The sequence below is a fragment of the Cohaesibacter haloalkalitolerans genome, from assembly GCF_003574655.1.
GTDB lineage: Bacteria > Pseudomonadota > Alphaproteobacteria > Rhizobiales > Cohaesibacteraceae > Cohaesibacter > Cohaesibacter haloalkalitolerans.
This window is the reverse complement of the sequence record NZ_QNUM01000001.1, coordinates 163,406-189,214: the sequence shown is the minus strand read 5'-3', so window position 1 is coordinate 189,214 and position 25,809 is coordinate 163,406. Positions and strand designations below refer to the sequence as shown.

Genomic DNA, 25,809 nt, shown 5'->3' with positions numbered 1-25,809 from the left:
GGCGTGGCGCGATGAAATCAGGCGCAGAGATAGGGATTGCGGACCAGATGGAGTTTCTGGGCTGATTCCGGTGTGGTTTCGCTCCGGGTCATTTCAAAGCCGGGCTCGGTATCGAGGTCCCGCGGGCGGCCCAGATAATAGCCCTGAGCCTCCTGACAGCCAGCAATGCGCAGCATATCCAGCGTTTCCTTGTCCTCGATGCCTTCGGCCAGAATCTCGATGTCGAGGCTTCGGCCAATGCCGATCATCGCCGAGATGATGGCCATGTTGCCGTTGCTGGTGGTCAGATCGCGGACGAAGGATCGGTCGATCTTGATCTTGTCAATCGGGAAGGACGACAGATAGCTCAGGGAAGAATAGCCGGTTCCGAAATCGTCAAGAGCGATGGTAATGCCCATTTCGCGCAATTGCTTGAGGGTTTCGATCGTGCGCTTGTTGCTCTGGATGAACAGGCTTTCGGTTACTTCCAGTTCCAGACGTTCCGGCGGCAAGCCTGTGTCCTTGAGGATGCTGACCACCATCTGCACAAGGTCGGTCTTCTTGAACTGGATCGGTGACAGATTGACCGCGACCCGCAGGGGCTGGGACCATTGCGCCGCCCTTTTGCAGGATTCGCGTAAGGCGAACTCGGACAGAGGCATAATGAGGCCGTTGCGTTCGGCAATCTGGATGAAGGTTTCCGGCGAAATCCAGCCGCGTGTCGGATGTTGCCAGCGCATCAGGGCTTCAAAACCAGTCTGCTTGCCAGTGGCGATACTGAACTGTGGCTGGAAGTGCAGCTTGAATTCGCCAAGGGCAATGGACTTCCCCATCTCCTGCGAAATCTCGTGATCCAGATGGGCGCGGACATCCTGTCGCTGTTCAAAACAGCAGATCTGGTTGCGGCCATCCTGTTTGGCGCGCAGCAGCGCCAGTTTGGCTTTTTGCAACAGCGCACCAACCCGGTAGCCGTGCTTGGGGAACTGGACATAGCCGCCGGAAACCGTGATGTCGATCGGGCGGCCATGGAAGCGATAGGGCTGTTTGAGATAGGAATGCAGGATCTGGATGCGCTGTTCAAAGGAGGTGCTGGTGCCAAGCTGGTCAATGACAATGGCGAACTCATTGCCTGACAGTCGCGCCACCATGCTTTTGTTCTGCTGGAAGTGGGAAAGACGCTGGGCAAACTCCTGCAACAAAAGATCCCCATTCTCGGTGCCAAGGATGGTATCAAGTTCCTTGAAGCGATCGATATCGATCAGCAGAAGGGCAAAGGGGGTGTTCTGATACTCCGCGCTTTTGAGCCGCTGATAGACTGCCGAGAGAAAGAGCTGGCGATTGGACAGATCCGTCAGGCTGTCCCGCGACTTGATCTCGTCAATGACGCGGCGCATGGTTTCGCGGCGACGTTTCTGGGCCAAGTCGATGAACACATAATAGTAACCGATCAGCCCCGTCAGAACGATGAGCGGAATCTGTCGAACTGCGATGCTCTGATGGTTTGACACCAGCAGAGCTAGAACAATTATGGCCAGAAAGACGATGAATTTGGTCTTCACGCCTGTATCGGGATCAATCGGCTTGTAAATGGTCGACGGTTCCTGCATTGGATTGCTCTTTTTAGCCAAACCTGTCAACAAACCTAGTCGAACTTTCTGAAGAAAAAAGGAACTTTGTTGGTTAACAAATGGTTCCAAACTATATCAATGTAAGTGATCCATAGTTTTTTTGAATGGCTTGACGATATAGTAGAGCAGACTTGATGGATCTTCTTGCCAAGGCGCAATGAGTGCATGAAGACTTGCTATTCCGACCAAATGACAGGCCGCCTGCGGGATATTCCCGAGCTGAGAGAGGCGAAAATCTTCGTGGAAAAGTGCGAAAACATGTCGCGACTTGCCGTCAGAAAGGTGGATCGGCCCGCCTCGTCTCCATTTCTCAGGCAACGGCTGACCGGACCGGTTCCTCAAGTTGCATTTCCTCTCCCGGTTCGGCCGTAATGTCCCGTGGTTTGCCCAACAGGAACCCCTGAGCCTGATCGACGCCGGCAAGGCGCAGGATATCATAGGTCTGCTGGTCCTCGATCCCTTCCGCCGTGATCTGCATGTTCAGGCTCTTGCCCATCCCGATGACTGCCGAGATGATCGCCATCGAGCTGTCGTCGGTGGCCAGATTTTCGACAAATGACCGATCAATCTTGATCTTGTCGAACGGAAAGCTGGTCAGATAGGCAAGCGAAGAATAGCCTGTGCCAAAATCATCAAGCGCAATCGAAATGCCACGTCGTTGCAAGTGCAGAAGGTCCGAGGAAAGCGCATCATTGATATCGATGAACAGGCTTTCCGTCACCTCAAGCTCCAGCCGCCTAGGGTCCAGCCCGGTTTCCAGAAGGACGTCGGCGACCAGATCCGAAATGACGCATTGGCGCATCTGGATGGGTGAGAGATTGACAGCCACCTTGAGCGGGTTGACCCATTGGGCCGCTATCTGGCAGGCCTTGCGCAGGACAAACTCGGAAAGCGGCACGATCAACCCGTTCTGTTCGGCAATCGGGATGAACACACCTGGCGAAATCATGCCGCGGTCCTTGTGCAGCCAGCGAACCAGCGCCTCAAACCCGGTCTGCTTGCCGGTCGCAAAGCTGAACTGCGGCTGGAAATAGACAGCGAACTCACCCTCCTGCAGGGCGCGGTCCATGTCCTGCGACAGGAAGTGATAGTCCATCATCTTGGAGTCGGCGACTTCGTCGTAGCAGCAGACCCGGTTGTGGCCTTCCTTCTTGGCACGCTGCAGGGCAAAATAGGCATTCTGGTTGAGGCTCTCCGGGTCGCGGCCGTCATCAGGGAAAAGGGTGGTGCCGACCGAAACGGTCAACTCGACGGACTGCTTGTTGCACATATAGGTCTTGTAAAGTGCATCGAAGAACTTCCGCACCTCCGCATGCAGGCTCGCATTGGTGCCGTTATAGGGCATGATGAGAGCAAACTCATCACCGCCGATACGCGCGGCATCGCCATCCATCTTGGCCAGCTTGCTCAGGCGTTCGGCAAATTGGTGCAGCAGCTGATCGGCTGAGCTGTAACCGAGGAAAGCATTCAGCTCCTTGAAGCGGTCAAGATCAAGCAGCAGTAGGATGAAGGGGTCGCTCTTGCCACTCTCCATGCGGTCTTTCAGGTGATGCTGAAAGGCTTCGCGGTTGGCAAGTCCGGTCAACTTGTCCTTGGCCTCGAGGGTTCCCATGGCCTGTACGGCTGCCATGCGGGAGCTGTTCAACTGCAGCAGAACCACACAGGACAACATGGAGATCACCGCGACCGTGGCGAGCTGTACCATCGATTGCGTTTCCGCATCGCGATTCTGAAAGATGATAGAGACCGTGATGGCGCAAACAAAGTTAGCTATAAGCAAAACTGCCAGTGCTGCAATTTCCCTGCCGAATAGGCGGTCACGCTTGGAGAAAAAACTGATCATAATATGCTCCGGAGCCTGATATTGGACAGGATCCTACAGCAAACAAGCTAATCCCGGACTAAAGGGTATGGTAAACAATTTATTATTTCGGGGTCGAAGCTTGACGATCAAAAGTAAAACGTCAAGTTCTCTGAATTATTGGATGCTGATTGCAATTAATTCGCAACTGAATTGTCAATCGTGAACAAAAAAGAGGGAAAATCCCTCTTTTATTCTTTGTAGCCAAGGAAAGGCAGCAGGTGAGGCGCGATTTACCTGCCCTGTCATTCTTTTTCAAGCTTGTCCAACTTGCCCAGTGTTTCGACGGTTGGCATCGAAACAGCGCTGTAACCGGAATCGACAAATTGCACTTGCCCGGTCACCTTGCGGGAAAGGTCGGAGAGCAGATAAAGGGCAGCCCCGCCAACGTCTTCGATGGTGCAGACATCTCGCAAGGGGCTATTGTCGCGCTGGTAGCTGTACATCTGGCGGGCGTCGGCAATGCCGTTTCCTGCCAGCGTGCGGACAGGCCCGGCGGAGATGGCGTTGACCCGAATGCCCGATGGGCCGAAGTCATTGGCCAGATAGCGGACAGACGCTTCCAGACCGGCCTTGGCAACGCCCATCACGTTATAGTTGGGCATGACGCGGGTGGAGCCGGCATAGGTCAGGGTGATCATCGAGCCACCATTGGGCATCAGATCTGCCGCCCGCTTGGCCGCTTCGGTGAAGGAGAAGCAGGAAATGACCATCGTGCGGGAGAAATTGTCCCGTGAGGTGTCGGCGTAGCGACCGCGCAATTCACTCTTGTCGGAAAAGCCGATGGCATGAACGATGAAGTCGATCGTGCCCCATTTTTCCTTGAGCACCGCAAACACGGCATCCAGAGAGTCCAGATCCTCGACGTCACAGGGCAGGACAATGTCTGAATTGACCGATTCCGCCAGCGGCTTGACCCGCTTGCCAAGGGCATCGCCCTGATAGGTGAAGGCGAGCTCGGCACCGTTGTCATGCAGCGCCTGGGAAATGCCCCAGGCGATTGAATTGGCGTTCGCGACCCCCATGATCAGGCCGCGTTTTCCTTCCATAAGTCCACTCATGCTCAGGCAGCCTTATCCGTTGTAGCGCTGGAAGATCAGCGTGGCGTTGGTGCCGCCAAAGCCGAAGCTGTTGGAAAGGGCAACGTCAATCGGTTTGTCGATGCGCTGACGCACGATGTTCATGTCGGCAAAGTCCGGGTCGAGCTCGGTGATATGGGCGGATTCGCCCACAAACCCGGCCTGCATCATCAGCAGCGAGTAGATCGATTCCTGAACACCGGCAGCACCGAGCGAATGGCCGGTGAGCGATTTGGTGGAGGCGATATAAGGCTGATCACTGCCGAACACTTCGCGGATCGCACCGATTTCAGCGGTATCGCCAACAACCGTCGATGTGCCATGGCAGTTGATATAGTCGACCTTCTCGGAGACGGTGGACATGGCCAGACGCATGCAGCGTTTTGCGCCTTCCCCGCTCGGAGCCACCATGTCATAGCCGTCGGATGTTGCACCATAGCCAACGATTTCGGCATAGATCTTTGCACCGCGGGCCTTGGCATGCTCCAGCTCTTCGACAACCAGCACACCAGCGCCACCGGCAATGGCAAAGCCGTCGCGGGAAACGTCATAGGCACGGGAAGCGGTTGCCGGAGTGTCATTGTATTTCGAGGTCATGGCACCCATGGCGTCGAACAGGTTGGACATGGTCCAGTCGAGATCTTCGTGGCCACCGGCAAAGATGATGTCCTGCTTGCCGAACTGGATCAGTTCATAGGCGTTGCCGATGCAGTGGGCCGAGGTCGAACAGGCCGAAGAGATCGAATAGTTGACGCCGTGGATCTTGAACCAGGTGGCAAGGGTTGCCGATGCGGTCGAGGACATGGCTTTTGGCACGGCAAAAGGCCCGATGCGTTTCGGCGAGCCGTTGGTGCGGGTGATGTCGGCAGCCTGCACGACGGTCTGGGTGGATGGACCGCCAGACCCCATGATGATGCCGGTGCGTTCGTTGGTGATGTCGCTCTCTTCAAGACCTGAATCGGCGATGGCCTGCTTCATGGCAACATGGTTCCATTCGCCGCCCTTGGAAAGGAACCGCTTGGCGCGCCGGTCAACCAGATCGGTGGTGTCGATGTCCGGGGCACCCCAGACCTGACAGCGGAATCCATGATCGGCAAAATCCTGCGAGAAGGAAATACCGGATTTTGCATCACGCAGGGATGCGGTAACGGCTTCGGCATCGTTGCCGATGGAGGAAACAATACCCAAGCCGGAAATGACTACACGTCTCATAATCGGGGCCTCACTGTAAATTCGGGGCTCAATTCGCCAGGTCATGGAATGGAAACGCCTTGCACGACGCCATGACCGAATTAGTCTCACTTGATATGTGTTCTTGTCAGCAGCTGCAACACCTCTATAAGGCCATATTTCACCAAAAGGCCTTCAAGAGGTCTCCTGAGGCTGGATCAATGAGCCAGAAAAGGGCCAGAAAAGTGGCACGAGAAGACCAGACTGGATTTTTCGTGCCTTGCAACCTGATCCCTTTTCGGCCCGAACCTGAAGCCGGCTGCTCGAAAGGGCTCTGCTCAGGCGTCCTTGAAGGCTCCGACGCGCAGATCCTTGGCAACGAAAACCACGTCGCCGTCAGCCTTCACCCAGCCGTCGCCAATGCTCAGGTTGAGGCGGCCTTTCATGACGCGCTTGAAATCGACGCCAAATTCCACCAGCTTGGTCTTGGGCGTGATCATGCCCGAGAATTTGATCTCGCCAACGGAGATCGCACGGCCCTTGCCTTCAAGACCCAGCCAGCCAAGATAGAAACCGGTCATCTGCCACAGGGCATCCAGACCAAGGCAGCCGGGCATGACAGGGTCGCCGGCAAAGTGGCAATCAAAGAACCAGCGCTCTGGATTGATGTCATATTCTGCGCGGATCATGCCCTTGTTGTGCTCGCCGCCTTCTTCGGAAATGTGGGTGATCCGATCCAGCATCAGCATCGGTGGCAGTGGCAACTGAGGATTACCAGGGCCGAACATTTCGCCGCGGCTGCAGGTTAGAATTTCTTCATAGGTGTAGCTGGATTGGCGCTGTTCCATACGGTTTCCACTCTTATCCTTCTTCTATCCACCCATCCTTGAGGGCGGAATAGTCTAACGCGCAGGATCCGGGAGACGGTTCCCGAAAAGGGAAGGCGCAGGCCCGATCCTGTCTCTTTGTACGCACTTGGCCATGTTGATCGCAAGTTTGCTCTTCGTGCTACGCTTATAGCCTTTTATGGGCACAAGCACTAGGCGTGCAAACGATAAAGTTAACATTTGAAAGCTGCATTCGAGGCGGGCCGGACCCGTGCGGCCTGCTGCGTACGTTCAAGGGGTCTTTACTGCCCTTCATTTAGATTGAAGCGCGAAGTCTTTCAAGCCGGTTACGCACATTTGCCCCGTGCGGGCGGAAGGATTTCGGAACAAGGAGCTTGCAATCATTCAAATATTGAGAAAAGAAATGGAAATAGGGTAGAAATTATTGGTTCTAAGGGATGATTTCTATGCGATTTTCCTTAGTTGTCTTGCCGATTGGGCCAAAAAGCTCTATATCTTTTCCATCCGATCTGATCGCAAAAGGCCCTTTCGGGGAAGGCGCGAGAGGACTTGCTGCATACGCGATCAGGTGAAACGAATATCAAGGACCAATGCCATGACCTCACAGCTCCATAAATTCGATAAGCGGTCCGCTCGGGATATGCTTGTGGGAGCAGGGCTGCGCCCGACACGCCAAAGATTGTCTCTTGCGGAATTGCTGTTTGCCAAGGGCGATCGTCATGTCTCCGCCGAGCGTTTGCACGAGGAAGCAGAGCGGGTCAGTGTTTCCGTCTCTCTGGCAACTGTCTACAACACGCTGCATCAGTTCACCGAAGCCGGCCTGTTGCGCGAAGTGGCCGTAGAGGGAACGAAAACCTATTTTGATACAAACGTTTCCGATCACTATCACTTCTTCATGGAAGACGAAGGCAAGGTTGTCGACATTCCCGGAGGCATGCGCGTTTCCGAATTGCCGGAAGTCCCGGAAGGCATGGAAATCACCCGGGTCGACGTCGTGGTCCGCCTGCGCAAGAAGGCCTGCTAATCCAACAGATTGCCGTCGGGATGTCTTGATCATCCCACCGCGGGAGGCGTGAACGTTCCCGCGTATTCGTCTGAATGCCCTAAATCTACCCTGAACCATGCCATCACATGCAAGACCGGATTGTCTTTCCCTGGCGGGTCCTGTCGGGCCTTTGGCGTGAGAGAGCGGGTTTTCGCCGGGCTGTCTTTGCGCGTCTGGCCGCGACAATAGCTGCTCAGTGTCCTATGGTTGCCGGGCAAGGACGGGTGACAACGACGCTGAAAGGGCGATCTTTCCCCAGCCGAAGCTGACAAAATGTCTCTTGCGGCAGTACGCCTCAGAGCCGTAGCACCAGATCAGCACGCCACTCGGTACAGCCATTTGTAGCGATAGTTTCTTCCACTTCGGATAAACGAACGGGGGCCGAGGCCCCCGATGTTCGCTGATGCCAGTGAAATCACTCGGCAGCGGCGTCGCTCTTCTGATCCTGCTTCTCCGCCTCGGCGTCCGGTTCCGATCCGCGATGCAGTGTGAAGGTCCGCTTGATCGGCTTCTTGGTCGGCTTGAATCGGATCTTGACCCGGCGAATACGCCTGCGGTCTGCTTCCATGATCTCGAATTCAAGGCCATCCTTGACGGTGATCAGCTCGCCTCGGACCGGAATGCGGCCGATGAGCGTGAAGATGAAGCCGCCGAGCGTGTCGACATCTTCCATCGAAACGTCATCGAACGGCAGCGACGTGCCGATCGCCTCGACCACATCATCAAGCTCCGCCTTGGCGTCTGCGATGAACAGATTCGGACCGGCACTGGCGATGAAGACCTCGTCCTCGTCGTCATGCTCGTCCTCGATATCGCCGACAACCGTCTCAACCACGTCTTCCAGCGATACCAGCCCATCGGTGCCGCCATACTCATCGATGACCAGCGCCATCTGGGTGCGCGCCGCCCGCATCGTCGCCATCAGGTCGATGGCCTGCATCGAGGGTGGGACGAAAAGCACGTCGCGTATGACGCCGAGATCCTTGAGCGGGCGATCGAGATTGATGTTGGAAAGGGTGCGCGGCATGTTGGTGAGCGTCTGCGCCGTGTCTGAAGCATAGTGGACACTGGCCGATGAGCCTTCCATGGAATCGAGCGCCGGGCTTTCGGTTTCCTCCGGAATGCTGCATTCCTTGGTGAGCAGCGACAGCACGTCCTTGATGTGAACCATGCCCACAGGGTCATCGAGGGTTTCCCGATAGACCGGCAAGCGCGAATGGCCGACATCCTGATAAACCGCCAGCAATGTTCCCAGCGTGACTGCGTCTTCGACCGCATCGATATCAGCGCGGGGAACCATGACGTCGCTGACCCGCATTTCTCTCAGTTCGAGAATATTGCGCAGCATCGCCTTTTCCTCGGCGGAAAAGGTCTGGTCATTGTTGTTCTCGTCGGCCAGCGCCCCTTCCATCTGCGATCGCAGGGAAGGATTGGTCAGGCCTGACAGCCAGCCTTGAACCAGCCGGGAAAACCAGTTCTGTCGCGGTTGGTGTGGGTCCGCGTCAGCGCTGTCGGTCTTGGTGTCATTCGTGGGCCTGTCGGCCTTGGAAGACGTCGTCGATAAAGAAGGGTCGGGGTCGTTCATGCTCGTTCCGGCGCACAGGCCGCCTCACGCGGCAGCGCTCTCAATGCAGTTGCAAATGTAGGGACAGACGAATGGGGCATTCGATCAGTCCAGAATATCCAGAGGGATTGTCCCCTCATAGGGATTGGGGAGTCCCAGCTTCGCCAGAATCGCAATCTCGACGCTTTCCATCTTGTCTGCTTCATCCGGCTCTATGTGATCATACCCCAAGAGATGTAAAAAACCATGTAAACACAGATGTGTCAGGTGATCACGGATTTCAACCCCCAGTTCGGCGGATTCTCGCTCTACGGTTTCATAGGCGAACACAATATCACCGAGCATCGGTCCGAAGACCTCGGCGTCTTCGTCAATCGGAAAGGACAACACGTTGGTGGCCTTGTCCTTGCCGCGGTGCTCGGCGTTGAGAATGCGAATGGCTGCATCGTCGGTGAACACCAGCGACACTTCGCTGTCGGGCAGAAAGGCAATGCCTTCTTCCTCGATCACATGGCGCAATCCGGCCTCAAGCGCGCGTTCGATGACAGCCTCCAGATCCGGCACAGTCTGCCAGATCTCGGCTTCAACGAGCAGGTCACGGTCAAGGCTAACCGGCTGGGACAGGTGTGTGCTCATGCCTCATCCTCATCGTAGATCGCCTCGTCCGATGCTCCGGCGTAGTCTGCCGGGGTCAGATGCTCTTCCACTTCCAGCTTGTGCATGCGCTCACGGCCGAGCACCCGGCGGGCCTTGGCACGTCGACGGGAATCCTCGTCATAGGCATTGACGATGCGGGCCACCAGCTCATGGCGGACCACATCCTTTGCCGTGAATTGCACGCGCACGATCGACGGGATGTCGGCAAGCAGTTCCATGGCCTGAACCAAACCGGACAACTCGCCGCTCGGCAGGTCGATCTGGCTGGGGTCGCCGGTGACGATCATTTTCGAATTTTCACCAAGGCGGGTCAGGAACATCTTCATCTGCATCGATGTGGTGTTCTGGGCCTCGTCGAGAATGACTGCGGCATTGGAAAGCGTCCGGCCACGCATGAAGGCGAGCGGCGCGATCTCGATGACCTTGGCTTCGATTTCACGCTCGACCTTGTCGGCGGGCATCATGTCGTAAAGAGCGTCATAAAGCGGTCGCAGATAGGGATCGACCTTTTCCTTCATGTCGCCGGGCAGAAAGCCGAGACGTTCGCCGGCTTCCACTGCAGGGCGGGAGAGGATGATCCGCTCCACCACGCCACGCTCCAGAAGGGCTGCGGCATAGGCGACGGCCAGATAGGTCTTGCCAGTACCGGCCGGGCCGGTGCCAAAAATCAGATCGGCCCTGTCCATGGCACGGATATAGGCATCCTGCGTCGCCGTCCGGGCTGTCAGCTTCTTCTTGCGGGTGGCGATCTGGGCAAAATGCATCTTGCCTGCGCCCTCGCCATTGTCCGGCATCAGCTGCGGCAGTACCAGTTGCTCGTCCGAGGCCTCGGCCATGCGAATGGCGCCGTCGACGTCGGCCTGTTCGATCACTTCGCCTTCCTGCAGGCGGTAATAGAGGGAATCGAGCACCCGCTTGGCCTGATCGCACAGATCGCTCGGCCCCTTGATGGTCACCCGGTTGCCGCGTGCGATGGCTTCAATGCCCATCTTCTGTTCGATGCGCGCAAGATTCTGGTCATACTCGCCGAACAGGTCGGCTGCCAGACGGTTGTCATCATAAGACAGGACGATATGGCCCATGTCGGACGCTGCGGACAAGGCCTGACTGGCCGCCGGATCCCAGCTCTTCTTGAATTCTTTCGACTTGTAAGTCTTGTCCCGGTTTTTGCTTTTATCGCGACGCTGATCGCTCAAACGCTTATCCCTTCAAACCAAATTGAACCTGAGACAACCATTCGGCATGCTACGGCTCTTTGTCATGGCCGATTGATCATGGTGCCAAACAGGCTGTTGCTTCCCAGAGTATCCACTTTAACTGTGACAATTTCACCAATCAATTCTTCGTCTGCATCCACTTGCACAGCCTGCAGCCAGGGCGACTTGCCGACCAACTGGCCCGGCTCGCGTCCCTTGCGCTCCAGAAGCACGGTCATTTCCGTGCCGACCTTGGACGCATTGAAATCCTTCTGCTGCTGGTTGAGCAGCTCCTGCAAACGATAGAGGCGCTCGGACTTGACCGCTTCTTCAACCTGCTCCTCGCTGTCGGCCGCCGGCGTGCCGGGGCGCGGCGAATATTTGAAGCTGAAGGCCGAAGCATAGGTCACCTCGCGCACGATGCGCATGGTGTCCTCGAAGTCCTCGTCCGTCTCGCCGGGAAAGCCGACGATGAAATCGCCTGAAAGGGCAATGTCTGGCCGTGCAGTGCGAATCCGGTCGATAAGTCGGACATAGTCGTCATAGGTATGCTGGCGATTCATCGCCTTCAGCACCCGGTCCGACCCCGCCTGAACCGGCAGATGCAGATAGGGCATCAGGATGTCGAGATCCCGATGGGCTGCCATCAGGCTGTCGTCCATGTCGCGCGGATGGCTGGTGGTATAGCGCAACCGGTCGATGCCATCGATTTCGGCAAGCCGGAACAGCAGTTCACCAAGGCCCCAGTCGCTGCCATCCTGGCTTTCGCCGTGATAGGCGTTGACATTCTGCCCAAGCAGCGAAAGCTCGCGCACACCGGCAGAAGCCAGTTTTTCCGCTTCATGCAGGATCTGGCTGACAGGACGCGAAACCTCGGCACCGCGCGTATAGGGCACAACACAGAAACTGCAGAATTTGTCGCAACCTTCCTGAACGGTCAGGAAGGCGCTGACACCGCGCTTGCGGGTGACGTCCTTGCGGGCATCGGGCAGAACGGCGAACTTGTCCTCAAGCGGGAAGTCGGTTTCCACCACGCGCTCGCCGTGGCTCGCCTTTTCGAGCAGGTCGGGCAGCTTGTGGTAGGCCTGAGGCCCCACCACCAGATCAACCACGGGGGCACGGCGGATGATTTCCTGCCCCTCGGCCTGCGCCACGCATCCGGCGATGCCGATTTTCATGTCGCCCTTGCCGTCCTTTGCCCGCTTCTCCTTGACCTGACGAATGCGGCCAAGCTCGGAATAGACCTTCTCTGCGGCCTTCTCGCGAATATGGCAGGTGTTGAGGATCACCAGATCCGCATCTTCCATGGTTTCGGTCGGGCTGTATCCCTTGGTCGCCAGGCTGTCCATCATCCGGTTGGAATCATAGACGTTCATCTGGCAGCCATAGGTTTTCACAAAGACTTTCTTGTCTTCAAAAGCAGTCATATCGGGCTTGTCCGGGTCTCGTTCGTGTCTCAGAGCGTCAGGGGGCTCGGGAAGGTCAGTCATTTTTCAGAGCAAAGCCTGTAGCGCGTTTTCCCGTTCTTGCAAAGGGAAAAGGGCTGAAATTGGCCCGCAAAGGTCGCGATTTGGTGAATCCGTTGCCAAAGAACATCACCGGTCCTTGCGCCGCCGCCTGCTGCTGTAGTGATGCAGATCGTGCAGCATGGTCTGGCGGACCGATGTCTCGGCGGCTCTGGCAGCATCCTTGCGGTCGATGTTTGGATCGAACAGGATCGGGTCACCATAGGTGAGGGTGACGTCGAGCGCGCCTTCCTTCATCAGGGCCCACAGATGCGGCACCAGATCCATGTCGCCATACCAGGCCGCCATGGGACGGTGCTGGCGGCCCATCGGCAGGCCATGCAGCGCGGTGTAGGCGATCGACAGCGGCTGAATCCAGACCTTGCCCTCGATGGCCGGGCCGTTCGGGTCGGAGGTCATCGCCGCCTTGGCTGCACCGATCAGGGCAGAGCGGAAGGGGAGCACCCGGTTGCCGTCCGACGAGGTGCCTTCGGCAAACAACACCATGGCATCACCTTCCTTGAGGCGCCGGGCAATCTCGCGGGCCACGGCTCCGGTCGCCGAGCGCTTGGTGCGATTGACGAAGATCGAGCGCTGCAGTTTGGCAAACAGCCCGAAAATGGGCCAGTTGGCCACCTCGGATTTGGCAATGAAGGACAGCGGCTGCAGGCTGCCCAACACGACAATATCGGTCCATGAACAATGGTTGGCAGTGATCAGCACCGCGCCGTCACGGATCGGCTTGCCGTTGATCGTCTTGCGAATCCCCAGGGTGAAGCAGCCGACCCGGTGGAACAGCACGGGAATCCAGCGCTTGCTCGGCAAGTTCAGCGTAACGGAAAGATACTGTAGCGGAATCAGCACAATCGCGACCAGCGCAATCATCGTCACCGCGATGGAGGCGCGGACGGAGGAAAGGGAAAAGCGCGGTTGGTTGGACCGGGACCGTAGAATTGTCATGCACGAAAACCTCGATCAGATGACCATGGGATCTGGTCTGGTCCCGACCAAAGGCAAAGGCTGGGCACTATTTGTCTGATTCTTCTAACGGCACACCATAAAGCTCGAGCCTGTGATCAACAAGCTTGAAACCGAGGCGGCGTGCGACTTCTTCCTGCAGGCGCTCGATTTCCGCATCCCGGAACTCGATGACCTTGCCGGTGCGCAGGTTGATCAGGTGATCATGATGTTCTTCGGTGATGGTTTCATAACGCGACCGGCCATCCCGGAAATCATGCCGCTCGATGATGCCGCTATCCTCGAACAGCTTGACCGTGCGATAGACCGTGGAAATGGAGATATTGCTGTCGATCTTGACCGAGCGGGCATAGAGTTCCTCGACATCAGGATGGTCCATGGCGTGATCGAGAACACGGGCGATCACCCGTCTTTGTTCGGTCATCCGCATGCCAGACTTGGCGCACAATTCTTCTATGGTCGTCTTGGTGTCTGTTGTCATAGCGATGATGCCTTCTCTTCCCCTTCGGGGGTGCCCAGTATGCGACGCTTGCCAAGTGGTTCGATCTGCATGATCCAGGCGGTCGATGCCTGCCCGTTGTCGTGGAGATAATATCCCTTGCGTTCCCCCACTTTAGTGAAACCGAAGCGTTCGTAAAGGGATAATGCAGCTTTGTTGTGCGCATCCACTTCCAGAAAGAGCTTGGAAATGCGGTTGGCATAGAGCTGGCGGATCATTTCCTGCATCAACTGCCGGCCGCAGCCGCTTTTCTGATGATCCGGATCGACCGCGATGGTCAGGATTTCCGCCTCGTCGACAACCGAACGCGCCAGCACAAACCCCACCGGCTTGTCGGTAATCCTCAGGGTCGTCCGGCGCAGCACCAGCGCCTCGACATGCTTGTCCAACAGCAGCGACTGAAACTCGCTTGAGGACCATCCGCGCGAGAAGCAGCGGGCGTGGATTTCAGCCAATTCTTCCATATCGGCGAAGCCGGCAGGCATGACAAGGGATGTCGTCTTCAGCGGAAAAATCACGTTCTTCTTCCCAGGCAGGGCCGCTTTCGCTTGGCCGGTAGATTGAGGCAGGATCGTAAGGTTTCTGGCGGAATCACCACTTTCATGATTTCATCTGGCCGGCGCGGGATCCAGACCCCCAAATGTCGCATTGCGACGGAAATTTACCTGTGAGCGATTGCCTTGGAGGCCTGCGGTTTGGCGTCGGGCCCTCTGAGATAGAGCGGCGCGGGTGATTCCTGCGGTATCGGCTGATCAAGCGCCCAGCGGGCAAGGGCCGTCATGTCCGGGCAGGTTGCCTCAAGGCCCGGTATGCCATCAAGACCATGGTCGTCTGCCGCCTGCCTTACGAGAGCAGCACCGCTTCCAACCATCAACAGATTGGCCTGCTTTGCGCAGAGAGCAGCAAAATCCGCAGCAGTCTCCGCACTGGCGTCTGAGAGGGGCGAGGGCGCATCGCCATTGGCAGCGAGGGCAAAAACCTGACCATAGATCTGATTGCGGCGAGCATCCACCAGCGCGGCAACGCTTCCGGTGTGACCGGCCTTGCGGGCGGTCAGGGCCAACGCCAGCAGGCTGGAAGCACCGATCACCGGAATTTTGAGCGCCAGCCCCAGAGCACGGGCGGTTGCCAGCCCGACGCGCAGGCCGGTGAAACTGCCAGGACCGATCGTCACGGCGATCCGGTCAAGATCCTTGTAGGTCAGTCCGGCTTCTGCCAGCAGCGCCGCCAGTTCGCTCATCAGATGTTCGGCGTGGCCACGCCCGAGCATGATGGACCGACCGAAGCTTTCGGTTTCGCCCTGCTCCCGGATACCCAGCCCGACCGAACAGGCTTCCAGCGCTGTATCCAGCGCCAGACAGATTTCACGCTCTTTGCTCACGATCATGCGGCTCCGCCCGTCTCATGTCTTTGGAGATGCGGGCCGGATCAGACCTGCTGGACTTCCTGAACGTCTGGAATGAAATGGCGCAGGAGATTCTCGATGCCATGTTTCAGCGTCGCGGTGGCCGAAGGGCAACCGGCACAGGCGCCGCGCATGGTCAGATAGACCACGCCGTCACGATAGCCGTGGAAGGTGATGTCGCCACCATCCTGCGATACGGCAGGGCGGACGCGGGTATCGAGCAGTTCCTTGATGGTGGCAACGATTTCAGCGTCGGCCTCATCAAAGTCCTCACCGCCGGTCGGAGTTGCCTCGTCATGCTTGACGATGGACTGGCCGGACATGAAATGTTCCATGATGGCGCCAAGAATGGCTGGCTTGATGTGCTGCCAGTCGGCATCGCCCTTGGTGATGGAAACGAAATCGAAGCCGAAGAAAACCCCTTCCACGCCATCAATCGTGAAGAGTTTTTCAGCAAGGGGAGAAACGGCTGCTTCGCTGGCTGAGCGAAAATCCATGGTACCGGACTCCAGAACGACCTTCCCGGGGAGGAATTTCAGGGTCGCAGGATTGGGTGTCGCTTCGGTCTGAATAAACATAGTGTTTCCTTCTGGAGCGCAGGCGTCGTCTCAGTCTGTGGTGCGGCTCCGCGTCATATATGCCATTATGCGTAGGAATGAGTGAAAAAGTCGAGCACCTTTTTCAAGCTCTGCATTGCTGAATTACATAGGATTTCCGGTGTAATCTTCAAGAATGATGCCAGGCAGGAATGCCGAATTACGGCATCTTTCCCCGTTTTCTCGCCGAATGCCCGGATCGGTTGCCCTAGCAGATCGCCATGATGTCGGCGTCGGACAGATCGCCCGGCACAATGGTCACAGGCAGCGGGAAAGATGCCTTGCCCGACTGGCTTGAAATCGACGAGACCAGAGGGCCGGGGCCTTCCTTGGAACCAACGGCGGCGGCCAGGACCAGAATGCCGATATCCTTGTCTTCCTCGATCAGAGCCGTGATCTGTTCGGCGACCTTGCCTTCGCGGACGACGCATTCCGTCGGGATCGGGGCGATTTCATCAACCCGTTCCTTGAACTGGGCGAGGCGCTCCTGAGCAGCCTCGTGCGCTTCCGCCAGCATGATCTCTTTCACACCAAGCCAGTGGTTGAAATGTTCAAGCTCGACAGCCACCATCATCACCAGCGCTCCGCCGGTAGCGGCAGCCCGGTAGGTGGCATAGGTAACGGCGCGATCACATTCCTCGGTGTCATCGACTACGACAAGAAACTTTCGGAAGTGGCCTTCGTCGTGAATTGTGCGTTTCATCATCATGAAATGAACCTGCCATGTCGCGCGCGTCTGGGCAAGAGCCGCGTTGGTGAAGTGCCCAGCCTTTCACGGATAACCACCATAAAGGACCGGGCCGACAATAGATCAACATAATTGACAAAAAACAACCCGGCGTCCAGATGAAATTGGGCGTCGGGTTGACTGCTATCTGTTTCGGTGACGAAACAAAATGGCCTAAGCCATCACTGAACCATCAGCTGCGAATGAAGCCGACGATGTCCTTGACTTGATCGAGGATCGGGTTGGCAATGGCACGGGCCTTTTCGGCCCCCTTTGCGAGAACCGCATCGATGTGACCCGGGTCATCCATCAGTCGACGCATCTCTTCGGTGATCGGGGAAAGCTTCTCAACCGACAGATCAACCAGCGCGGGTTTGAAGGTGGAGAATTCCGCGCCGCCGAATTCGCGTAGAACATCTTCTTTGCTCTTGCCGGACAGGGCAGCATAGATGCCAACCAGGTTGGATGCTTCCGGGCGACCGGCAAGGCCATCAAGTTCGCTTGGCAGGGCGGCCGGATCGGTCTTTGCCTTGCGAATCTTCAAGGAGATGGTTTCTGCGTCGTCAGTCAGGTTGATGCGGGCCTTGTCGGAGGCATCGGATGACGACATCTTCTTGGAGCCATCGCGCAGTGACATGACGCGCGGAGCCGGGCCACCGATCAGCGGTTCGGTCAACGGGAAGAAGACCTTTTCCGGATCAGTGGTTTCGTTGCGTCCCTCATTGTCGACGCCATAGCCAAGAGCCGCAATGCGGTCAGCATAATCGACGTTGAACTTCTGGGCGGTATCGCGGCACAGTTCCACATGCTGCTTCTGGTCTTCACCAACCGGCACATGGGTGGCCTTGTAGATAAGGATATCGGCGGACATCAGGTTCGGATAGACGAACAGGCCGGTCGAGACATTGTCCCGGTTCTTGCCTGCCTTGTCCTTGAACTGGGTCATGCGCGAAAGCCAACCCATGCGTGCCACGCAGTTGAAGATCCAGCCCAGTTCGGCATGGGCGGAAACACGGCTCTGGTTGAAGACGATGTGCTTTTCCGGGTCGATGCCGGAAGCAAGGAAGCCTGCGGTGACTTCGCGGGTGCGGCGCATCAGGCCCTCAGGGTCCTGAGTGACGGTGATCGCATGCATGTCGACAACAGAGAAAATACAATTGTAGGAAGCCTGAAGGTCAACAAACTTGGTGATGGCACCAAGATAGTTGCCCAGATGCAGGTTGCCCGATGGCTGAATGCCGGAGAAAACGCGTGGCTCGAAACTGGCCATTTGGAAATCCTCGTAATGTTGCCCAGGCGGTTGGAAACGCGAGGGGGAGGTAAAAAAGATGCCGCACGGTCACATATTCCACGTCAGTTGAGCGCGGCGGGATCCGTGCGGCCCGTGGGTTATCGGACAAGGAAGAAGCGGATGCAAGTCAATTCCTGCCGCCGCTACCGGTTAGTCACTAAGACTTGCGGTTGAAGCGGGTCTTGAATTCTCTCAAGGAGAAAGCACCCGAGCCGATGGTTGCGACCAGAAACAGCAGGACACCGGAGAGAACAAGCCCCGCCAGAGCGCCCAGCCGGGTCGACAGATGGGGGGCATGCAGCCACGGAGCCATGACCCCGCTCAGCCAGTAGATCCCGCCGCCCATGATCAGCGAAGAGAGGGAAAACAGGATCAGCCGCCGGATCAGCATGGGGTCGGCCCGAAAATGGCCGCGCCGCCACAGGGTGATGCCGAGCAGTAGGGCATTGATCCAGCCCGCTGCCGTGGTGGCAATGGCGATACCCACATGCGCAAGGAAGGGGAACAAAATGAGCGAGCCGGCGACATTGATGACCATGCCGATGGTGGCGAACTGCATCGGGGTCTTGGTATCCTGCCGGGCAAAGAAGCCCGGCGACAGCACCTTGTTGAGCACGAAGGCAGGCAGGCCGAAGGCATAGGCGGCCAGCGCCATCGCAGTCATGTGGGTCGCATCGGACGTGAACTGGCCGCGCTGGAACAGCACGGCGATGATCGGGGCAGGAATGACGGCCAGCGCAATCGCTGCAGGCAACGTCAGGAACATGGCAAATTCCATCGCCCGGTTCTGGGCATAGTCGACGGCCACCTCGTTGCCCGCCCGCACCTTGCGCGTCAGATCCGGCAGCAGCACCACGCCAATGGCGATGCCGACAACACCGAGCGGCAGCTGATAGATGCGGTCGGCATAATAGAGATAGGAAACCGCCCCGGCCTGAAAGGAGGCGATGATCGTGCCGATGGTGATGTTGAGCTGGGTGACGCCACCGGCCACGATGCCCGGAATGCCAAGCTTGAGCAGCGACTTGACGTGGCTCGTATAGGCGGGGCGGCGGAAGCTGATGGGGAAACCGGCCCGCAACAGCGACCAGACCAGCGCCGCAAGCTGAACGAACCCGGCGGCAAACACACCCCATGCGAGGAAATAGCCTGCGGTCGGCCCGTCGCTTACCTTGAAGAACAGGATCAGCAGCAGGGTGCCGATCAGCACGACGTTGAGCAGCACCGGCGCAAAGGCCGCCGCCGCAAACCGGCCCAGCGAATTGAGAATGCCCGACAGGAAGGCAATCACCGACATGCAGAGCAGATAGGGGAAGGTGATCTGCGTCAGCACCACCGCCAGATCGAATTTGGCCGGATCCTCGTTGAACCCCGGGGCAAGAATATGGATCATCCACGGCATGGCGATTTCGGCAAGCGCGGTGAAGATGATCAGCACCATGAGTAGCCCGGCGAGGATCTCTTCGGCCACGCGCCGCGCACCATGCGGGCCGTCTTCCTGCAACGATCCGGCAAAAATGGGGATGAAGGCCGAATTGAACGCCCCTTCGGCAAACAGGCGACGGAAAAGATTGGGCAGGCGGAAGGCTACGAAGAAGGCGTCGGCCACCGGGCCGGAACCCAGCGTTGCCGCAATCATGATATCCCGGACAAAGCCCAGCGCCCGGCTGGCCAGCGTGGCCACACCGACGGTGGCAAAATTCTTCAGCATCGACATGCCAGGATCCTTCTCTCAGCCCCAACGGCCCAAACGGCGCACTCGGCACGCATCCCCCATGGACTGGCCCCCAAGACTGGCCCCCAAAACTGGCCCCCAAGACTGGCCTTAGCATTCAGGACCGGGGGCTCCGAAAACAGACCCCGAAATGGCCAAACGCCCTTATAGACCTGTTGCTGGCGGTTTCAATCGCAATTGCCGTCTTTCGCCACTAGCCCGAGGCGCTGTCTACAGCATTCCGTCGATAGCAGCCTCTAGCGACCAGCCTGATCGCCCGGTTGTTCCTTCGGCTTGCCGGTCAGGGCCTCCATCATGCGCTCTTCGATGGCTTTTTTACGGTCGGGATTGGTGATTTTCGCACCCGTCAGGTCCGTGACATAGAAGGCATCGACGATGCGCTCGCCATAGGTGGTGATATGGGCCGAGGCGATATCGAGATTGAGCGAGGACAGGGTGCGGGTGAGCGCCGACAGCAGCCCCGAGCGATCCATGCCTTCGACCTCGACAACCGTTGACCGGTTGGACAGTTCGTTGTTGACCGATACCTTCGATTTGGTGCGGAAGGTCTTGTAGCGCTTCTTGTGGCTTTCCTTCTGCTTGACCAGCGGCGGCAGACGGGTTTCGCCCTTCAGCACCTGAACCAGCAGATCGACGATGCGGTTGGCGCGGCGACGCTCGTCGTGATCCTCGCCGAATTCGCGGTTGATCAGGATGGTATCGAGCGCCCGGCCGTCGGTCGTCGTGAAGACCATGGCGTCAACGATGTTGGCTCCGGCTGCCGCGCAGGCTCCGGCGATCATCGACAACAGGCGCGGATGGTCGGGAGCGAGAATGGTGATTTCGGTGATGCCTTCGAACTCGTATGGCTTGATGGCGGTGGCCACCTTCTTGTTCTCCCGGTCGGCCTGACGGATCAGTTCGGCATGTTCCACCGCGCTGTCGACATCGGTCCGCGACCAGTAGGCCTCGTAATGTAGATTGAGATAGCTGGCGATCTCCGCCTCGCTCCAGCCGGTGAGGCGGCTGGCAACGCGCTCCTTCATGGCGGCCACGCGGGCATCGCGGCTCTTCTGCGAATGGCCACCGGTCAGGATCGGCTCGGATTCGGTATAGAGCGTGCGCAACAACTGGCCCTTCCAGCCGTTCCACACCCCGGGGCCGACTGCCTTGATATCGGCAATCGTCAGGATCAGCAGCATGCGCATCTGTTCCATCGTCTGAACGACAGCGCAGAAGTCGAGAATGGTCTTGCGGTCCGAAAGGTCGCGGGACTGGGAAACCTGACTCATGGTCAGATGTTCCTGCACCAGCCAGGAAACCTGCTCGGTCTGTTCTTCATTGAGGCCGAGGCGCGGGCAAAGCTCCATCGCCACTTTGGCGCCAGCCGTCGAATGGCTTTCCGGGCGTCCCTTGGCGATGTCATGCAGGAACACCGCGACATAGAGCACGACGCGATCCTTGATATCGAGCACGAAATCATGGGCCAGCGGATGCTCGTCGCCCAGTTCCTGCTTCTCGATCTCCGACAGGATGCCCACCGCCCGCAGCAGATGCTCGTCCACCGTATAGTGGTGATACATGTTGAACTGCATCATCGCGACGATCTTGCCAAACTCCGGAATGAACTTGCCCAGAACGCCGGATTCGGTCATCCGCCGCAGAATGCTCTCCGGGTCGCGCCGGGAAGTCAGGATGCGCAGGAAGATGGCGTTGGCTTCCGGGTCGTTGCGCAGATCATTATCGATGAGATGCAGGTTGCGATGAATGGCCTGCATGGCGTCCGGATGGAACGAAACATTGTCCCGGTCGGCCAGCTCGAAGATTTTCAGGAGGTTGCGCGGATCCTTGGTGAAGGTCTCAGGGCTCTCGACGGAAATGCGGCCATGATCCACCAGGAACCCGTCGGCGTTGCGCACCTTGCGGCGCTTGAAGGCTGATGGCAGGGGAATGGCTGCGAAAAAGCGGTTGATGCCCGGTGCCGACTGGCCGAAGTCCTCCTCCAGCGCAGAGCAGAACACGCGGGTGATCTCGCCCACTTCCCGGGCCACAAGGAAATAATGCTTCATGAAGCGTTCAACGCCATTCTGGCCCGGACGCTTGCGATAGCCAAGGCGGGTCGACAGCTCGCGCTGAACGTCAAACGACAGGCGCTCCTCGGGGCGGTCGGTCAGAAAATGCAGATGGCAGCGCACCGTCCAGAGATGGTTGTTGGCCTTCTTGAAGCGGTTGTATTCCTGTTCGGTAAAGACCCCAGCCTTGATCAGGGCGCGCGCCCGACGTACGCGATAGGCATACTGTCCGATCCAGAACAGGGTCTGGATGTCGCGCAGGCCGCCCTTGCCTTCCTTGATGTTCGGCTCGACCATGTAGCGCGAGTTGCCCTGCTGATTGTGGCGGGCGTCGCGTTCGGCCAGTTTGGCGGCAATGAATTCGGCGGAGGTGTTGCGCAGCACGTCCTTGTCGAATTTCTCGATCAGCTCGTCATAGAGCTTCTTTTCGCCATCGATGAAACGGGCTTCGAGAATGGCTGTCCGGATTGTCATGTCACCACGGGACAGGCGCACGCAATCATTCAGCGTGCGGGTCGCATGGCCAACCTTCTGGCCTAGATCCCACAGCATGTAGAGGATATATTCGACAACGCTCTCGCCCCACGGGGTCTGTTTGTAGGGTAGAAGGAACAGCAGGTCGATGTCCGAGTGCGGCGCCAGCGTCGCCCGGCCATAGCCGCCAACGGCAACCACGGCCAGATGTTCGGAAGACGTGCGGTTATCGGCGGGATAGACATGCTCGATGGCAAAGCGATGAATGATCGTGATGATCTGGTCTTCCAGATAGGAAAGCCGGATGGCGCACAGAATGCCGAGGCCGTCTTCATTGAGCAGCTTCTCGGCCTGAACACGGCCATTGTGCAAGGTCTCTTTCAGGAGCTTGAGGACTTCCGCTCTGGTCTTGAAATCCTTTGCGTCTCCCCCGTGATCCGCAACGATTGTTTCCAGCTTCGCCTTGGTCGCTTCAACGTCAATCAGACCATCATTCTGGGGGGCAATGTTCATGTTCGTTAGCCTTGTCGTTTATCGCTGGTGTCAAGCAATGCCATAAATACACTTGATTTCTGGTTAAGCCGATCAAAATAACATGCGTTTCAATATAGTATAGCGGCAGGGATGCGCAAACCAGCTCCCTGCCATTCCCTTGCAATCTGCAATCAGTCCTGCAACAGGGCTTTGAGGCGATAGAGCGCCTCGTGGGCTTCACGCGGGCTGAGGTCGTCCGGGTCGATCCTCTTCAGCGCGTCTCGCAGGTCATCCTTCTCTTCCGCCTTGGGCTGGCTCTTCTGCACGGAGACGGAGAACAGCGGCAGATCGTCAATGGTCGTTGCCGGTGACTGGCGGTCGCCCTCTTCCAGATGTTGCAACACATCACGGGCGCGGGCAATGACCGGCTCGGGCAGCCCGGCGAGCTTGGCCACCTGAATGCCATAGGAGCGGTCGGCAGCACCCGGCACGATCTGGTGCAGGAACACCACTTCACCCTGCCATTCCTTGACCTTGACGGTGGCGTTGATGAGCCGTGGCAGCTTTTCATGCAGCACTGTCAGCTCGTGGTAATGGGTGGCAAACAGGGCGCGGGCCCGGTTGACTTCATGCAGGTTTTCGATGGTTGCCCAGGCGATGGACAGGCCGTCAAAGGTCGCCGTGCCGCGACCGATCTCGTCCAGAATGACGAGGGATCGTTCGCCTGCCTGATTGAGGATGGCGGCCGTCTCGACCATTTCCACCATGAAGGTGGAGCGGCCTCGTGCCAGATCATCGGCGGCACCAACACGGGAGAACAGCCGGTCGACAAGGCCGATGTGGGCCGTCTCTGCGGGAACGAACGATCCCATCTGGGCGAGAATGGCAATCAGCGCATTTTGCCTTAGGAAGGTCGATTTACCGGCCATGTTGGGGCCGGTCATCAGCCAGATGCGGCCATGAAGGTGGCTTCCAGCGGGGCTGAGGTCACAATCGTTGGCGACGAAGGGGTCGTCGCCCTCGCGCTGCAGCGCCAGTTCCACCACCGGGTGGCGGCCATTGCGGATATCGAAGGCCAGACTGTCATCGACCCGTGGTCGGCAATAGTTCCGCTCCTCGGCAAGGCGGGCAAGGGCAATGGAAACATCGAGCACGGCAATGGCGCGGGCGGCCTTCTTGATGATCTCCTGCGCCGAGAGCACCGCTTCGCGCAGATGCTCGAAAATCTCCAGCTCAATGGCCACGACCTTGGCACCCGCCGAGGCGATGCGCGCTTCCAGATCGGCCAGTTCGGTGGTGGTAAAACGCACCGCGTTGGCAAGGGTCTGGCGATGGATGAAGGTCTCGTTGAGCGGTGCGGACATAAGCCGGTCGGCATTGTTGGCGGTGACCTCAATGAAATAGCCCAGCACGTTGTTGTGCTTGACCTTGACCGACTTGATGCCGCTCAGCTCCGCATAATTGGCCTGCAGCGAGGCAATGACCCTGCGGCTTTCGTCGCGCAGCGACCGCAATTCATCAAGGCTGCCGTCATAGCCCCGACGCACGAAACCGCCGTCGCGCTTCTGCAGCGGCAGTTCGTCATCAAGCGCCCCGACGAGCAGGTCGCCGAGCTGTCGCGGCATCGCGGTCAACGCCTGACGTGCCTCCTCAAGCTCTGCGGGCAGGTTCGCCTCATCCGCCGAGCTGACCATATGGCCGACAAGGCTCAGCACCGTGTCGAAGCCGCTGCGAATGGCGCCGATATCCCGTGGGCCACCGCGATCCAGCGCCAGCCGCGACAGCGCCCGCAGCATGTCCGGTGCGGACTTCAGATCGTCCAGCAGGTCTTCCCTGATGCGGCTGTTCTCCAGAAACCAGCCGACCGAATCCTGCCGCTCCAGAATGGGCGCCAGATCGGCCAAGGGTGCTGCCAGTCGTGCAGACAACAGGCGCGATCCGCCGCCGGTTACCGTGCGGTCGATCACTGACAGGAGGCTGCCCTTCTTGTCGCCCGAGAGGGTCCGGACCAGCTCAAGGTTGGCGCGGGTGGCCGAATCGATAGCCATCGTCCGGCCGGAAAGCTCCCGCACCGGCGGGTTGAGCGGTGGTCGGGCACCAAGCTGGGTCTTCTCGACATAGGCCAGAATGGCGCTTGCCGCCATCAGTTCGACCCGTTGATAAAGGCCATGGCCATCCAGTGTCGACAGCCCGAAATAGTCGAGCAGCCGGTCTTCTGCCGTCGCCCCGTCAAAGAAGGCGCGCGGCACCGGCGAGAAACTGGCCCGAAGCGTATCCTTCAGCGGCCGGATGTCCTCGTCCATCAGCATGTGATCGGCAATGATCACCTCGCGGGCGTCGATCCGTGCCAGCTCTGCCCCAAGGCGCAAGTTATCCAGCGCCAGAACGCCATAGTCGCCGGTGGAAAGCTCGAGCCATGAAAGGCCGTAAAGCTGCCCCTCATCACCGGACTTGACCCGGGCTATGGCGGCCAGATAGTTCGAGCTGGAGGCATCGAGCAGGCTGTCCTCGGTGAGGGTGCCCGGCGTGATCAGGCGGATGACGTCGCGCTTGACGACCGATTTTGCGCCGCGCTTCTTGGCCTCGGCCGGGTCTTCGGTCTGTTCGCAGACCGCCACCTTGTAGCCGAGCGCGATCAGCCGCTCCAGATAGCCTTCGGCTGCGTGAATAGGCACACCGCACATCGGAATATCTTCGCCCAGATGCTTGCCGCGTTTGGTCAGCGTGATGCCCAGCGCCTGCGAAGCCTCGCGCGCATCGTCAAAAAACAGCTCGTAGAAGTCGCCCATGCGATAGAACAGCAGGCTGTCGGGATTGGCCGTCTTGATCTCGATATACTGCTCCATCATCGGCGTTGCCTTTGGGGATGGAGTTTCGTTTGCAGATGATTTTTCTTGCCCGGCGCTCGACATGTATTTCTGGTGCTTCCGTGGTTATCGCGAATCTGAGGGTGCCAATCGGCGGCAATCTATCAAGTCCTCTGCTTGAGGGCCACCACTGAGCCATTTTGACGAATTGTTTCACCTAAGACGAAGGTGTAATGTGAA

Annotated in this window: 20 protein-coding genes; 1 reads left to right on the top strand and 19 read right to left on the bottom strand. The window is 58.2% G+C overall.

What is annotated here, in order from left to right; genetic code table 11:
- Positions 1–17 precede the first annotated feature (17 nt).
- From DSL70_RS00835 to fabA, 5 genes are all read right to left on the bottom strand, one after another.
- Positions 18–1,586: a putative bifunctional diguanylate cyclase/phosphodiesterase gene (locus DSL70_RS00835; RefSeq protein WP_119305999.1), complete on the bottom strand. Its 1,569-nt coding sequence runs from the start codon at positions 1,584–1,586 to the stop codon at positions 18–20.
- A 331-nt stretch (positions 1,587–1,917) separates the two neighbouring features.
- Complete coding sequence (locus tag DSL70_RS00830; protein ID WP_119305998.1) at positions 1,918–3,450, bottom strand: putative bifunctional diguanylate cyclase/phosphodiesterase; 1,533 nt, start codon at positions 3,448–3,450, stop codon at positions 1,918–1,920.
- A 263-nt stretch (positions 3,451–3,713) separates the two neighbouring features.
- The gene (gene fabI / locus DSL70_RS00825; protein ID WP_119305997.1) at positions 3,714–4,529 is read right to left on the bottom strand and encodes an enoyl-ACP reductase FabI; all 816 of its coding nucleotides are present in this window, start codon (positions 4,527–4,529) and stop codon (positions 3,714–3,716) included.
- A 12-nt stretch (positions 4,530–4,541) separates the two neighbouring features.
- Positions 4,542–5,759, bottom strand: a complete 1,218-nt coding sequence (gene fabB / locus DSL70_RS00820; protein WP_119305996.1) for a beta-ketoacyl-ACP synthase I — start codon at positions 5,757–5,759, stop codon at positions 4,542–4,544.
- Between the two features lie 296 nt (positions 5,760–6,055).
- A complete protein-coding gene (gene fabA, locus DSL70_RS00815) occupies positions 6,056–6,565 on the bottom strand; it encodes a 3-hydroxyacyl-[acyl-carrier-protein] dehydratase FabA (protein ID WP_119305995.1) in 510 nt (169 codons plus the stop codon).
- A 595-nt stretch (positions 6,566–7,160) separates the two neighbouring features.
- Here fabA and irrA point away from each other — a divergent pair.
- Positions 7,161–7,589 (top strand): iron response transcriptional regulator IrrA, encoded by a 429-nt coding sequence (irrA, locus tag DSL70_RS00810; RefSeq protein ID WP_280955327.1) that lies wholly within the window; start codon positions 7,161–7,163, stop codon positions 7,587–7,589.
- 436 nt (positions 7,590–8,025) lie between these two features.
- On the opposite strand, the gene DSL70_RS00805 is transcribed toward irrA, so the two are convergent.
- The 14 genes from DSL70_RS00805 to mutS form a co-directional block, all read right to left on the bottom strand.
- Entirely contained in the window at positions 8,026–9,195 is a 1,170-nt protein-coding gene (locus DSL70_RS00805) for a transporter associated domain-containing protein (protein WP_119305994.1), read from the bottom strand.
- A gap of 84 nt (positions 9,196–9,279) precedes the next feature.
- The gene (gene ybeY, locus DSL70_RS00800) at positions 9,280–9,810 is read right to left on the bottom strand and encodes an rRNA maturation RNase YbeY (protein WP_119305993.1); all 531 of its coding nucleotides are present in this window, start codon (positions 9,808–9,810) and stop codon (positions 9,280–9,282) included.
- Positions 9,807–10,913, bottom strand: coding sequence for a PhoH family protein (locus DSL70_RS00795; protein ID WP_119306554.1), 1,107 nt, complete (start codon positions 10,911–10,913; stop codon positions 9,807–9,809). Before DSL70_RS00795 ends, ybeY begins: the two co-directional genes overlap by 4 nt.
- Positions 10,914–11,089: 176 nt before the next feature.
- A complete protein-coding gene (miaB, locus tag DSL70_RS00790; protein ID WP_119305992.1) occupies positions 11,090–12,454 on the bottom strand; it encodes a tRNA (N6-isopentenyl adenosine(37)-C2)-methylthiotransferase MiaB in 1,365 nt (454 codons plus the stop codon).
- Positions 12,455–12,622: 168 nt separating this feature from the next.
- Positions 12,623–13,492 carry a lyso-ornithine lipid O-acyltransferase gene (gene olsA, locus DSL70_RS00785; protein WP_205563121.1) on the bottom strand — a complete coding sequence of 290 codons (870 nt, stop codon included), beginning with the start codon at positions 13,490–13,492 and terminating at the stop codon, positions 12,623–12,625.
- 67 nt (positions 13,493–13,559) lie between these two features.
- Complete coding sequence (locus DSL70_RS00780; protein ID WP_119305991.1) at positions 13,560–13,991, bottom strand: Fur family transcriptional regulator; 432 nt, start codon at positions 13,989–13,991, stop codon at positions 13,560–13,562.
- Entirely contained in the window at positions 13,988–14,527 is a 540-nt protein-coding gene (gene rimI, locus DSL70_RS00775) for a ribosomal protein S18-alanine N-acetyltransferase (protein ID WP_119305990.1), read from the bottom strand. The genes DSL70_RS00780 and rimI overlap by 4 nt, the downstream gene beginning before the upstream one ends.
- A 143-nt stretch (positions 14,528–14,670) precedes the next feature.
- Positions 14,671–15,396 (bottom strand): tRNA (adenosine(37)-N6)-threonylcarbamoyltransferase complex dimerization subunit type 1 TsaB, encoded by a 726-nt coding sequence (gene tsaB / locus DSL70_RS00770; RefSeq protein WP_119305989.1) that lies wholly within the window; start codon positions 15,394–15,396, stop codon positions 14,671–14,673.
- Positions 15,397–15,437: 41 nt separating this feature from the next.
- Positions 15,438–15,992, bottom strand: coding sequence for a NifU family protein (locus DSL70_RS00765; protein WP_119305988.1), 555 nt, complete (start codon positions 15,990–15,992; stop codon positions 15,438–15,440).
- A 226-nt stretch (positions 15,993–16,218) separates the two neighbouring features.
- The gene (locus DSL70_RS00760; protein WP_119305987.1) at positions 16,219–16,719 is read right to left on the bottom strand and encodes a universal stress protein; all 501 of its coding nucleotides are present in this window, start codon (positions 16,717–16,719) and stop codon (positions 16,219–16,221) included.
- Between the two features lie 211 nt (positions 16,720–16,930).
- Positions 16,931–18,007: a tryptophan--tRNA ligase gene (gene trpS, locus DSL70_RS00755; protein WP_119305986.1), complete on the bottom strand. Its 1,077-nt coding sequence runs from the start codon at positions 18,005–18,007 to the stop codon at positions 16,931–16,933.
- Between the two features lie 178 nt (positions 18,008–18,185).
- On the bottom strand, positions 18,186–19,745 hold the full coding sequence (gene murJ / locus DSL70_RS00750) for a murein biosynthesis integral membrane protein MurJ (protein ID WP_119305985.1): 1,560 nt from the start codon (positions 19,743–19,745) through the stop codon (positions 18,186–18,188).
- A gap of 254 nt (positions 19,746–19,999) precedes the next feature.
- Entirely contained in the window at positions 20,000–22,801 is a 2,802-nt protein-coding gene (locus DSL70_RS00745; RefSeq protein ID WP_119305984.1) for a [protein-PII] uridylyltransferase, read from the bottom strand.
- Between the two features lie 152 nt (positions 22,802–22,953).
- On the bottom strand, positions 22,954–25,611 hold the full coding sequence (gene mutS / locus DSL70_RS00740; RefSeq protein WP_425359325.1) for a DNA mismatch repair protein MutS: 2,658 nt from the start codon (positions 25,609–25,611) through the stop codon (positions 22,954–22,956).
- Between the last annotated feature and the right edge of the window lie 198 nt (positions 25,612–25,809).